Here is a 12,748-nt window from a genome sequence, read left to right on the forward strand (position 1 = left end):
GGGCTGTCTGGGCGTTACCCCGCGGGGAAAACTCGGTAAGCTTGACGTCCTTTTGCCGGACGGTTTTTGCATGGTTCTGGCGCCGCTTGAGTGAAAGATGTCTATTTAAGGCTAAAAACTAAAGGCTAATCGAGTGAGAACTAAAAATTTCCCCGGATGGCTGCTGAGCTGCCTGCTGTGTCTGTCGCCGGTAGCGACGGCGGCTCAGGATGATCCGGTTGCCGTTGAGCGCACCCTGGCCGTGGAGGTTGAGGGGCTGAACGGGGAGCTGCCCGGCGAGTTGGCCGATAACATTCGCGCCTATCTGGCGGTTGAACGTATCAAGGGTGAAGCCGCGCCCATGGCCAGCCGGCTGCAGTACCTGCATCGCCAGGCCGCCGATCAGATTCGCACCGCACTGCAACCCTTTGGCTACTATCGGCCGGTTATCAAAACCGAACTGCTGGAGCAGCAGGATCGGTGGCTGGCGCGCTACCAGGTTGACCCGGGTGAACAGGTGCGGCTGGAAAACATCAATGTTGCTGTTACGGGTGACGCCGAAACCGATCCGCAGTTCATGCAGGCGCTGGCCGATAGCACGCTGCGCAAGGGTCAGCCGCTGCGTCATGCCGACTATGAAACGCTGAAAAGCCGGCTGCAATCGCTGGCGTCGGAACGGGGTTACTACGATGCCGTGCTGAGCCGGCAGCAGCTGCTGGTCAATCCCCAGCTTGGGCAAGCCGACATTGAGCTGGTGCTGGATTCCGGCCCGCGCTACCGCATTGGCGCGGTGAATTTTTCCGCGGCGCCAGTGGATGAAGCACTGCTGTCGCGTTTCGTTCCCTTTGAGAGTGGAGATCCTGTATCCAGCGCGCGTCTGCTGGAGTTACAACGGGGACTGGCGGAAAGCGACTACTTCAGTCGTGTGGAGGTGCAGCCGAGCTGGGACAAGGCGGTTGAACATGCGGTGCCGATCGACGTGCTACTTGAGCCTAACAAGCGTACCGCCTACCGTTTTGGCGCCGGTTATGGCACCGACACCGGTGCACGCGTCAGTGCCAATATTGACCGGCGCTGGGTGAATCGGCGGGGTCACAGTGCCAATAGCCTGATCCAGCTGTCCGAGGTGGAGTCCGCCGCCGCCGTGCAATACAACATCCCCGGGCAGAAGCCGCAAACTGATCGCTACAGTGCCCGCCTGGCCTGGGAGTCGGAGCTGACGGATACCACCGACAGCGAGATTGTAACGCTGGGCGTACTGTGGAAAAAACAGCTGGGAAGCTGGCAGCGCCTGCTGTCCGTTGACTGGGAGCAGGAGCGCTATACGCTGGACGACGAAACCAGCAGCACCAGTTTCCTGATTCCCGGCATGCGCTGGTCGACCACCAATACCGACAATCCGCTCAACCCGTCCCGCGGTTACCGGCTCTCGCTGGAGCTTAATGGCGCCAGCGAGGTGCTCCTGTCCGAAGCGGACTTCGTGCAGGCGCAGGTCAAAGGCAAGCATGTGCTGACGCTGAACAACCGTACCCGCCTGCTGACCCGTGCGGACGTGGGCATGACGGCCATGGATGACTTCAGCCTGATGCCATCGTCGCACCGTTTCTTCGCCGGTGGCGACAACAGTGTGCGCGGATACGATTACAAGGAGCTGGGCCCGGAGGGCAGCAACGGCGATGTCGTGGGCGGGCGCTACCTGCTGGTGGGCAGTGCCGAGCTGGATTATCGCGTGGCCGAGAGCTGGCGTGTGGCGGCGTTTTACGATGCCGGTAACGCGCTGGATTCACTGTCTGAACCGCTGAAAAGTGGCGCCGGTATCGGCGTGCGCTGGCAGTCACCCATTGGCCCTGTGCGGCTGGACCTTGCCAAACCGCTGGAAGATTCGGGCTTTCGCATTCACTTCACCCTGGGGCCTGACCTATGAAACGCTGGACACTGCGTATCGTGTTAGGCCTCCTGGCGCTGCTGGTTCTGCTGCTGGGCGCCATCGCTGCCATCGGCCTGACCGAGAAAGGAACCCGCACCTTGTTTAATCAGCTGCAGCCGCTGATCCCGGGCCAGCTGAGCTACGACGCCCTCAATGGTGCCCTGCTAACCCGGCTCGACATCCAGGGGCTGCGTTATCAGCGGGATGATCTGCGTGTTCACGCCGGGCGCATCGAGTTCGCCTGGCGCCCGGCGGCCCTGCTGAGCGGCCGGCTCGAGCTGGACCGCCTGGGCGTGGAAGAACTGGATCTCTGGCTGCCGCCCGCGGTCGCCGACGAGGCACCCAGCGAGCCTGCCGGCCCGCTGGGGCTGCCGGATTCGGTGCGGCTGCCGCTGGCCGTGCAGGTGGGTGAGATCTACGGCCGTGGCCTGCGCATTCATCCTGCCGAGGGCGAACCCATCCTGATTGAGGCTGTGGCGCTGGGCGCGCACAACGAGCTGGAACGGGTGATTCTGGACCGCTTCAGCTTTAAGTCACCCCAGGCCGAGGTCAACCTGAGCGGCGAGATGACCGCGGCCGGCAACTATCCGCTGGCGTTTAAACTGGACTGGAGCGCACCGATTCCAGAGCGCGGGCAGATCAGCGGCAGCGGTACCCTGGGCGGCGAGCTGCTCGGAGATGCCGCGCTGCTGACGCTTGATCAGCAATTGCAGGGGCTGGCCGAGGCGACGCTGGTGGCCAAGGTTGCCCGCCCGCTGGGCGAGCTCAGCTGGCAGCTGGCGCTCGACCTGGCCCGCTTCGATCCGGCGCCCTTTGCCGCCGTGCTTGGCGGTCATCTGGTGAGCGGCTCGGTTAATCTCAAGGGTGACCTGGCCTCGGCCGGCGGGGATCTCGCGCTGGTGGGCAGCCTGCCGGATGTTGGCCCGCTGAGCCTGGACAGCAGTCTGGAGGCCACCACCGAGCAACTGCACCTGACGCGCGCCCAGATCCAGCTGCCGCAAAGCGGCACGGATCTCAGTTTATCGGGCCGCGTACTGGCGCTGCAGGGCACGCCGGAGCTGGATCTGGCGCTGAGCTGGACGGGCCTGCGCTACCCGCTGTCGACACAGTTGCCCGCCCAGGTTGCCAGTGACAGCGGCTCGCTGAACATCACCGGCCCCTTGAGTGATTACCGCCTGCGCCTGGGGGGCAGTCTGCGCGGCGAGGGGCTGCCGGCCACCGGTGTCGAGCTGACAGGCCAGGGCAGTCTTGAGCGTATGCCGGCACTGGCGCTGACGCTCGATACACTGGGCGGGCAGCTGGTGCTGGAGGGCAGCGCCGGCTGGACACCACAGCCCGTGTGGGACCTGCAGTTGCGGGCCGATAAGATCAATCCGGGTCTGCAGTGGCCTGACTGGACCGGCGCGGTGGGGTTGACGCTCAACACCCAGGGCCAGCTGGTGGATGGCGAGCCCCGGGCACAGCTGGATATTGCCGCGCTGTCGGGCCGCCTGCGCGACCAGGCTCTCAGTGGCGCGGGGCAGGTGCAGGTCAAGGGGGCTGAACTGGACATTCGTCAGCTCGCACTGGGCTGGGGCAACGCCCGGTTGAATGTGCAGGGCCAGGTGGCGGAGACGCTGGCGCTGGACTGGCAGTTGCTGGCCAGCGACCTGGCGGCCCTGCTGCCCCAGGCGGCGGGCTCGATCAGGGCCGGCGGTACCCTGGCGGGCACGGCCCAGATGCCGCAGATCAATGCCACTGTGGAGGGCAGCCAGCTGCGTTTTGGCGAGGATCAGCTGGCGCATATCGGCGGCACGGTGGCGCTGGATCTGGGCTGGAAAACGCCGGCCAAGATAGACCTGAAGGCTGAGGACCTCAGACTGGCGGGACAGCCGGTGCGCAGTCTGAGCCTGCAGGGGAGCGGCGTGGAGAAAGATCACCGGCTGACGCTGGATGTCGACGCGCAAGCCGCCCAGCTCAGTGTGGTGCTCGACGGTGGGCTACAGGCGCAGCAGCAGTGGCGCGGCACGCTGTCGACGCTGGACATTACCCAGGCCGATGCCGGCGCCTGGGGCTTGCAGGCACCGGTGGCGCTGGAACTTTCCGCCAGCCAGGCGCGTACTCAAGCCCTGTGCCTCAGGGCCAAAAGCGGCCAGGGGCGCCTCTGTCTTGATGGTCAGTGGCGTGCCGAGGGCAACAGCGAGGGCGGGCTGACATTGCAGGAGCTGCCGCTCACGCTGCTGGCGCCCTGGTTGCCGGCCACCACCGATATTACCGGGCAGATCAATGCGCAGGCATCCGGCAGCTTTTCGGCCAAGGGCGCGCTGGCGTATGAGGCGCAGGTCTCGCTTGACCAGGCCCGCCTGACCCTGCCCGATGAAGGGCTCAAGGTCAGCTTTACCGACGCCCGCGTCAGCGCCAGTGGTACCGATAAAAAGGCGGCGCTGGACCTTAACCTGCTGATGGATGAAGTCGACGGGCGTGTGCAGGGATCGGTGGCGGTGGATGACCTGGCCGGTGCCGGGCGCATCAAGGGCCAGATTGCCCTGGCCATCAAGGATCTCAAGTTCCTTTCCCTGCTGGTGCCGGACATGAAGGTTGGCAGCGGTGAACTGCAGGGTGACCTGGCGCTTGGTGGCAGCCTGGCGGCGCCGCGACTGCAGGGCGAGCTGAACCTCAACGACGGCAATATTGAACTGCCTGCGGCGGGTATCGCACTGGCGGACCTGCGCGTCAGGCTGCGGGATGATCCGGCCCGGCCCGAATACCTGCTGCTGGACGGCAGCATGGCCTCCGGCGGCGGCACCCTCAGCCTTGCCGGCGAGTTCGAGCCGCTGGCCCAGACCGGTGAAATCCGCATCAATGGCGAGGGCTTCCAGGCGGTGGGAACGCCGGAGATTCAGGTCTTTATCTCCCCCGACATGCAGATCAGCATGGCGGATGGCCGCATTGCCGTGGGCGGCGAGCTCAAGGTGCCTGAGGCGCTGATCAAGCCGCCCAAGCTGAGCAACGCGGTGTCCGTGTCGTCCGATGCGGTGGTAGTGAATGCGGCCGGTGAGCCCCAGCAACCGGCGGTAGCGGGCCCTGCGCTGGATCTGAACCTGCGCGTGACGCTGGGCGACAAGGTGCGGGTGGATGCCTTCGGCTTTAATGGCCGGCTGGAAGGCGGGCTGGTACTGCAGGATGACAGTCGCCGCGGTACCCGCGCCACCGGCAATATCGGTGTGGCCAGTGGGCAGTATGAACTCTATGGTCAGCAGCTGAATGTTTCCCGCGGCAGCTTCGTCTATACCGGCGGGCCTGTGGATAACCCCGGACTCAACATGCGCGTTGAGCGAGAAGTGGACGAGGTGACTGTGGGGGCCCGGGTGGGCGGTACGCTGCGGATACCCAAGCTGACGCTGTTCTCGGAGCCCGCCATGCCGGACACCAGCCTGTTGTCCTACCTGATTCTGGGCCGGGCGCCGGGCACGGCGTCTGCCAGCGAGCAGGAAATGCTGGTCAAGCTGGCACTGGCCATGGGGAGCAAGGGCGGCAATGCGGTGGGCGAGCGTGTCGCTGACGTACTCAACGTGGATGAAGTCGGCGTGGGCAGTGGCGATACACTGGATGAAACCTCGCTCTACATCGGCAAGCACCTCTCGCCCAGGCTCTATGTGAAGTATGGGGTGGGTCTGCTGTCGCCTGCCTCAAGTTTTCTCATTCGCTACAAGCTCACCGAACGCTGGTCGTTTGAATCCAACACCAGCAGCACCGGCAGCGGCGCCGATATCTTCTACAAGCTGGAGCGCTAAAGGCGGAAAGCTGTACCTGGTGCAAGGTGCAAGGCGCCAGTTGGAGGGGGCAGGGTTAACAGAGCCGGGGCGAGGTGAAATAAAGCGAAAAGCCTGCGCCACAAATAGTTGGCCCCGCGAAAGCGGGGCCGGTGCCAATGAACAATCATTCATAAAACTAGTACAGTCTCACTGCGGTTTAAGGGTGGTTTGCCTCCTTGGGTTTGGGTTGCTGGCACGACAACGGCACTCTTCAGTTACAGCCTGAAGGCCGGTGTTGACCTGTGTCTTTTGCCGGCTCGGTGTGCTTTCGCTGTCATTGTTTGTTTCAGTGACTCATCAGTACGGGTATCTCGGCATGTTCGAGAACATGTCGGGTTACGCCACCGAATACCTGCTGGTGCAGGCGGTTGTGACTGTAGGCGCCCATAACGATCAGTTCTGCCTTGTCGGCTTTGGTGGCATCGAGCAGGTCTGTGCCATCGTGACTCCGCTGTTTCAGTTGTTCGATTTGGCTGTTGATACCGTGACACTTCAGGTAGTGCTGCAGTGCAAGAGCGCTCGGTTCCTTTTCCTCGCCGTGCTCGAGGGTGAGAATCCTCAGCTGTTGCGCCCGCGTCAGGAAGGGTAACGCATTCGCTACAGCGCGAGCGGCTTCGGTACTGCCGTTCCAGGCGATGGATATGCGTGTCGGGCTGAAGCCGGTTTGGGTACGCGGCATCACAAGCACCGGCCTGCCACTGTAGAGCAGGGCGGCTTCCAGTGTTGATGTCGCGCCCCCGCTCTTGGATTTGGGGATGATCAGCAGATCTGAAACCTTGCCTCGCTGGGCTACCTGTTCGCTGCGCAGCCCCGCGACATTGTGCCAGCTGGCGGATGCTGCATCCGCCAGGCAGGAGTCACTAAGGGCGATGTTGCTGTCAGCGGCGAGTCGAGCGAAGCGCTGATGCAGCTTTTGCGCATCACTCCTGGAGCTGCTGTCAGCAATAGTTTCCAATTCCTGCAAAAGCTTCTGTGACAGCCCGACGACGCCCCGCGGCATGAATTGGCTGGGGCTTGCCTGGGCATGCAGCACTTGCAGGTGTGCCTTAAAATACTGGGCCACAGCCAGGGCCCCTCGCAAGCGCTCTTCCACCTGCCCGCTGGTCGACAGCGGTGTCAGCAGTATTTTCGGGTCATTCATGCTTCTCACCTCTTAACTCAGCGGCCAGGGGAGCTGTACCATTTCCTGCAACAGTCCGCGGGGCATGTCCAGCACCATCAGGTGAGACAACACCACCAGGAAGGCCAGGGCTGCACCGGTAAGCGACAGCGTTTTGATCATCGACGTGCGAGCCTTGAGCAGCAGGAAGATGACGAAGAAGAGACCGATGGCAATCAGATAACCGAACAGATAGCAGCCCAGCACCAGCCCGGTCAGCCAGTACACATAATGCGGCAGGCTGGTGATGCTGTTGTCGCTGCTGTAGCCGGCCTCCACTTCATTATCGAAGTTCACCGGGTCTTCCAGCCGTCCGCGCAGCAGTTTGACCAGCACGATCAGCGACATCACGAGCATGAAGGCGCACAGACCTGCGGTGAAGACACCGCCCAGGAATGAGTGCTGCAGCGCATCGTACAGGCCGTAGCCAAAGAGGCCGACCACGGCGAAGGCGAAAACGATCTGCGGGCGCAGGTTGCTGGCGCGACGACGCGGTGCTTCAGTTGCAGCCTGCGTATCGGTGGTTTCGTCTGAGTCGTCGGTTTTGTCCGCGGGCTTGGTGCGCACGGCGAAGTAGATCGAGGCGACGGTAATCGCGGCAATGATCAGTACGCCAGGCTTGGTCAGGAAAGACCAGCCATCAAACTGCACGGCCTGATACAAATAGGTTTCCATGCCACCGGCAAGCACGAAGCCGATCAGGAAGGCAGGGCGCGGCCAGTCAAAGCGCTTCATCAGCACACCCAGCACGCCAATGCCCAGCAGAGCGACCAGATCACCCAGACTGCGGGTGGCCTGGAAGGCGGCAAAGCAGATGACCATCAGCATGAACGGGGCCATCAGCGCGTAGGGAATCAGCGTCAGGCGCGCGACCCACTTGGACAGCAGCAGGCAGGAGCCGGCGCCGATGACATTCGCCAGAGCCAGTGACCAGACAATGGTGTAAGTGGTACCGAGCTCAGCGCCCACCATGGCGGGACCCGGCTCCAGGCCGATCAGGACCATGCCACCGAGAAATACCGCCATGCTGCCGGAACCTGGAATACCGAATAGCAGTGTGGGGATCAGCCCGCCACCTTCCTTGGCATTGTTGGCTGATTCCGGCGCAATAACGCCGCGTACGTCGCCGTTGCCGAACTGGGGATTGTCTTTGGCTTTGGTGGTTTGCACCGCATGGCCATAGGCGATCCAGTCGACCACGCTGCCGCCCAAGCCCGGCAAAGCGCCGACCAGGGTGCCAAGTACCGCACAGCGGATTGACAGCCATTTGTGCTTGATCACATCCTTGAAGCCGTTGATCCAGCCACTGCCCAGCTCAGAGGCTTCGGCGATGGCGCGATTCTGGCGCAGCAGGTCGATGATTTCTGGAATTGCGAAAATGCCAAGACCCACTACGACCAGCGGAATGCCATCCATCAGGTAGGTATTATCGAAAGACATGCGGTATTCGCCAGTGGCAGGTGCTGCTCCGAGGCAACCCAGCAACAGGCCGATGCCGCAGGCGCTGATACCTTTCACCAGGCTGTTGCCGGCCAGAACGCCGACCATGCTCAAACCCAGCAGGGTGAGCATAAAGAGTTCAGCCGAGCCAAAGGCCAGAATCAGTGGTCGGGCGATCAGTACGAAGACCGTCAGCATCAGGGCGCCGAACAGACCGCCAAACAGGGATGCGGTAAAGGCGGCGGCCAGTGCGCGGGCGGCGTGGCCCTGTTTGGCCATCGGGAAGCCGTCCAGTACTGTGGCCTGGGAGGCGCTGGAGCCCGGAATACCCATCAACACCGAAGTGAAGGTATCTGATGTTGGGATAACCGCCACCAAGCCGACCAGCATGGCCAGGGCGGAGATCGGGTCCATTCCGTAGAGGAATGGCAGCAGCAGGGACAGGCCGGCGATGCCGCCAAGACCGGGGAAGATACCGATCAGCAGGCCGAGAAAAACACCGCCTGCCAGATAGAGAATATGCTGCATGCTGAGCACGGTCAGCAGCGATGTAGTCAGAGTGTCGAGCATGGGAGTCACCACTGGACAGGGTGCGAAAAGGGCGGTTAGAACCGCCCGCAGGAGTGAGACTTGGGTCCTGAATTAGAGGCCGGCGCTGTATTTGGAGTTGAGCCAGTTGATGACCCAGGCTCTGGCTTCATCATCCATGCTGACAGCTTCGCTAAACATCTTGCTGGCTTCATCGCCAACGGCCTGCTCGTAGTCACCCAGTACATCCTGTGCTTTATCCGCGAAACCCGGTGCGGCAATCGCCTTGGCGGCGGCGTCCCGGTAGGCCTGTACGACATCATCCGGTGTGCCCTTGGGCAGGAACAGGCCTTTCTGTGCGGCATAGCCGGCGATAAAGAAGGCTTTCCAGGCGCGGAAGCGTTCGCTGCTGGGCGCGCTGCCATGCACCATCTCATAGGCTTCCACGAAGCTCGGCAGGTCAGGGAAGGTCGGATCGCGCTGGATCTTGCCGTCCTTGCCCAATACGCCCCAGCTGAACAGCGGTATGGCCTTGCCCTCATCAACCAGCGGCTGAACCTTCTTGATAAAGCCGGAAGTGGTCTGGTCATCGATATTGACTTCGCCACGCTCAAACGCCAGGCGTGCTTCGCCCTTTCCTTTCATGCCGAATACGGATTTGACATCGAGCCCCAGCACTTCGAATGACAGCAGGGTAATCATATCCAGGCTGGTTGCGCCCTGACTGGCGTACTTGAGGTCAGCATCCTTGAGCTTTGCCAGGTCGGCGATGCTTTTGACACCCAGGTCAGAGCTGATATACACCACGCCTCCCGTGGGCGACGCCAGTATGGCGGTCCAGTCCTTGTACTCATATTTCACACGCTTGTCGCCCAGGATATACGGGAACATGGTGGAGCCTGAGGAGGCAAAGATGTCGCGGCCATCGGCCTTGGCCCGCATCTGAAATTGGTTGGCACCGCTGGTGGAGCCGCCGCCCGGAATATTCTTGACCACGACAACGGGTTGGCCAGGAAGCTGTTCACCGATGAGGGGGGCGTAGAAACGGCCCCAGGTGTCGGTGCCGCCGCCTTCCTTGAAGGGCATGGTCATTTCGATGCGGGCGCCTTCGAAATCGGCGGCAAGGACGGGGGCCGTAACGCTCAGCGCGCTGGCGCTGGCGCAGGCAATGGCGACAACCAGGGGACGAATGGCGCGGGCGGAGAATGTACGCAGGAACTTGTCGGCGTTCTTCATGGTTTTGGTCTCTTTTATTTATTGTGGGTCCCGGAGCCTTGCGGATCGGGGTTAGGGCTGAAGGTATGCCCCCAAGCTGTCACCAGCCTGTCATGGGGCAATTTCAGGGTATTTTTTGCATCAGGACACTTTGGAGTTGCGGGCACCGGTCCAGATGAAGCTCGGTACAAAGAGATCGCCGCTGATCAGCTTGCGGGCGGTGCGGACTACACCGGCGCTGCGCACACTGATGCCTTTGGCCGCCGGCTGAATATCCAGCACGATTTCAATCTGGCCGCTGGGGTGTTCAATGCGCAGGGTCGAATCGTCAAATACGTTACCCAGATAAGGTGCGGCCACAGAGCCTGGCACCATTGCGCAGGTGCTGACGCAGATTGCACCGGTAACGGCATGGCTGGCGTGGCAGTTGTCGGGTACGAAGTAGCGTGAGGTGAGACTGCCGCCGTTGCGCGGTGCCGAAACCAGCGCCACCTTGGGAATGACCTTGTTGCTGGCATCGCCTAGGCCCATCTTCCAGGAGGCCGCACGGCGGATGCTTTCGATGCGCGCCATCATCTCGGTGTCGCTGTCCAGTTCGGCCTTGGTTTCTGCGCCGCTCTTGCTGAGGGATTCAGCGGCGATCACCACCATGGGCACGGCGGCATCGATGCAGGTGACCGGGACGCCTTCGATCAGGTCCCAGGCATTGCCGGTGGGCAGCAGGGCGCCGGTCTTGCTGCCGGCAACGTCGAGAAAATTGAGCAGCACGGGTGCTGCGGTACCGGTGACGCCGTCGATGGCGGTGTCGCCTTCGTATTCAACCTGGCCATTGGGGGTTTTTACCCGCACCTCGATCAGCTTGCTGGTGTTGACGTTGAACACCCGTACCACGGTTTCGTCTGCACCGGGTTTAACCAGGCCGGACTCGATGGCAAAGGGACCGACACCGGCCAGAATATTGCCGCAGGACGGCGCTATATCGACGGACAGCGTATCGATGCCGACTTGGGCAAAGAGGTAATCGACATCGGCGTCTGGCCGTTTGGAGGCCGAGATGATCGCCGTCTTGCTGGTCAGGGAGGTGCCGCCACCGATACCGTCGATCTGCTGGGCACTGGGGGAGCCAAGCGCGGCCAGCAGAACCTTTTCCTGGGTGGGCCAGTCGTCGGGCAGGCTGGAGGCCAGGAAATAGGGCCCGCGAGAGGTGCCGCCGCGCATGATGGTGCAGGGAATGGAAGTCTGCATAATCTCGATCCTGGTGTGTTCTCGACGCGAAATAGATTTAATATTTCTATTTCATTTTTTTGGGCGCCAGATGGTGCTGGCTAATTTGTGGTCAAGATACGCTTAGGAATTTGGGCCGACAAACCATATAATTTTCATTTCAGATATAGAATAACTAAACCATTTATAGTTTTCCTCGATCTTGGGTTCATAATTCTGTTCAGAAAAGCATGCGCTCCTTGCGTCGATAAAATCGTCTTTTATTACATCGTTTATTTTATAAGTCATTGTTTATTATATTTTATACGGCCTATTCTACAGGTAGGTACGGGCCTGGCTTTCGCACTAGATATTGATTTTTTGGCGCAGGAAAAAGAAGGTGTCGGGCTGGGCTAGAAAGTGCCGGTCATTGTCGTTAATTAGATTATCTAAAACAATGTGAAGAGATTTTTCTTGGGATTTTGTATGATATGAATATCTGTGATATTGAAATAATCGTCATTTGATTTAGTTATTCTATATTTGTAGGCAAGTGTCCCACGCCGGGGCAAAGCAGAGCCGGAGCCAGCGAACATCATGCGACGATTACCCCCCCTTAAAGCGTTGCGCGCCTTTGAAGCTGCCGGACGGCACGAAAGCCTGAAGAAGGCGGCGGACGAGCTGCATGTGACGACGGGTGCAGTGAGTCAGCAGGTCAAGCTGCTGGAGGAGTTTCTGGGTGTCGATCTGTTCAAGCGCCTGAACAAGTCCGTACGCCTGACCGAAGCCGGGCGAGCCGCGCTGCCGCTGATTGAAGGCGGGTTTGAGCTGCTGAATCAGGCGGTAAGCCGGGCGCAGGAGTTTGGCAATCGGAATCTGATTACCATCAGCGTCGCGCCATCCTTCGGCGCCAAATGGCTGCTGCCGCGCCTGGAGCTGTTTCGCAAGGCGCATCCGGATATCGACCTGCGGGTGGATGCGTCCACCCGGCTGGTGGACTTTTCGTACGAGGATGTGGATCTGGCCATTCGCTACGGCCCGCCCAAGGAACGGGGCATGCACTTGGAAGCCCTGACCGATGAAGTCATCTTTCCGGTCTGCAGCCCCCGCCTGCTGGAGCGTGGTTGCGTTTTCGACCGGCCGGCGGACCTGGCGGGGCAGACGCTGCTGCACTTTGAAGGCCGGGCGGACGATCGCGAATTCCCGGGCTGGAGTCAGTGGCTGTCGGCCGCCGGAGTACCGCAACTGGAGGTGGTTAACGGCCCCCGCTTTAGCATGTCCAGCATGGTGCTCCAGGCGGCGATGGATGGCCAGGGTATTGCCCTTGGCAGCAGCGTACTGGCTGCGGATGACCTGCGTGCCGGGCGACTGGTGCGGCTGTTCGATGTCAGCGTACGTGCTCACCACAGCTATTATCTGATCTGTACACGCAATACGCTGAACCGGCCCGATATCCAGCGTTTTGTGCAGTGGATCAAGCAGGAAATGACCGCCGGGCATTAA

The 12,748-nt window shown here is 61.3% G+C and carries 7 protein-coding genes; 3 read left to right on the top strand and 4 right to left on the bottom strand.

Going from position 1 to position 12,748, the window contains the following annotated elements:
* Window positions 1-133: 133 nt before the first annotated feature.
* Both F451_RS0106930 and F451_RS0106935 read left to right on the top strand, forming a co-directional pair.
* Window positions 134-1,903 carry an autotransporter assembly complex protein TamA gene (locus F451_RS0106930; protein WP_020680630.1) on the top strand — a complete coding sequence of 590 codons (1,770 nt, stop codon included), beginning with the start codon at window positions 134-136 and terminating at the stop codon, window positions 1,901-1,903.
* Window positions 1,900-5,679, top strand: coding sequence for a translocation/assembly module TamB domain-containing protein (locus F451_RS0106935; RefSeq protein ID WP_020680631.1), 3,780 nt, complete (start codon window positions 1,900-1,902; stop codon window positions 5,677-5,679). The genes F451_RS0106930 and F451_RS0106935 overlap by 4 nt, the downstream gene beginning before the upstream one ends.
* Before the next feature lie 307 nt (window positions 5,680-5,986).
* On the opposite strand, the gene F451_RS0106940 is transcribed toward F451_RS0106935, so the two are convergent.
* From F451_RS0106940 to F451_RS0106955, 4 genes are all read right to left on the bottom strand, one after another.
* Window positions 5,987-6,841, bottom strand: coding sequence for a universal stress protein (locus F451_RS0106940; protein WP_020680632.1), 855 nt, complete (start codon window positions 6,839-6,841; stop codon window positions 5,987-5,989).
* A 12-nt stretch (window positions 6,842-6,853) separates the two neighbouring features.
* Window positions 6,854-8,869 (bottom strand): tripartite tricarboxylate transporter permease, encoded by a 2,016-nt coding sequence (locus F451_RS0106945; protein WP_020680633.1) that lies wholly within the window; start codon window positions 8,867-8,869, stop codon window positions 6,854-6,856.
* Window positions 8,870-8,941: 72 nt separating this feature from the next.
* Window positions 8,942-10,063 carry a Bug family tripartite tricarboxylate transporter substrate binding protein gene (locus F451_RS0106950; RefSeq protein ID WP_020680634.1) on the bottom strand — a complete coding sequence of 374 codons (1,122 nt, stop codon included), beginning with the start codon at window positions 10,061-10,063 and terminating at the stop codon, window positions 8,942-8,944.
* A gap of 120 nt (window positions 10,064-10,183) precedes the next feature.
* Window positions 10,184-11,287 (bottom strand): 4-oxalomesaconate tautomerase, encoded by a 1,104-nt coding sequence (locus tag F451_RS0106955; RefSeq protein ID WP_020680635.1) that lies wholly within the window; start codon window positions 11,285-11,287, stop codon window positions 10,184-10,186.
* Window positions 11,288-11,842: 555 nt separating this feature from the next.
* On the opposite strand from F451_RS0106955, the gene F451_RS0106960 reads away from it, so the two are divergent.
* On the top strand, window positions 11,843-12,748 hold the full coding sequence (locus F451_RS0106960; RefSeq protein ID WP_040879491.1) for a transcriptional regulator GcvA: 906 nt from the start codon (window positions 11,843-11,845) through the stop codon (window positions 12,746-12,748).

The organism is Marinobacterium rhizophilum DSM 18822, assembly GCF_000378045.1.
GTDB lineage: Bacteria > Pseudomonadota > Gammaproteobacteria > Pseudomonadales > Balneatricaceae > Marinobacterium_A > Marinobacterium_A rhizophilum.

Excerpts from the sequence above, each read along its gene's own strand:
- F451_RS0106950 (WP_020680634.1), bottom strand. The coding sequence starts at position 10,063 with ATGAAGAACGCCGACAAGTTCCTGCGTACATTCTCCGCCCGCGCCATT.
- F451_RS0106945 (WP_020680633.1), bottom strand. The coding sequence starts at position 8,869 with ATGCTCGACACTCTGACTACATCGCTGCTGACCGTGCTCAGCATGCAG.
- F451_RS0106960 (WP_040879491.1), top strand. The coding sequence starts at position 11,843 with ATGCGACGATTACCCCCCCTTAAAGCGTTGCGCGCCTTTGAAGCTGCC.
- F451_RS0106940 (WP_020680632.1), bottom strand. The coding sequence starts at position 6,841 with ATGAATGACCCGAAAATACTGCTGACACCGCTGTCGACCAGCGGGCAG.
- F451_RS0106935 (WP_020680631.1), top strand. The coding sequence starts at position 1,900 with ATGAAACGCTGGACACTGCGTATCGTGTTAGGCCTCCTGGCGCTGCTG.
- F451_RS0106955 (WP_020680635.1), bottom strand. The coding sequence starts at position 11,287 with ATGCAGACTTCCATTCCCTGCACCATCATGCGCGGCGGCACCTCTCGC.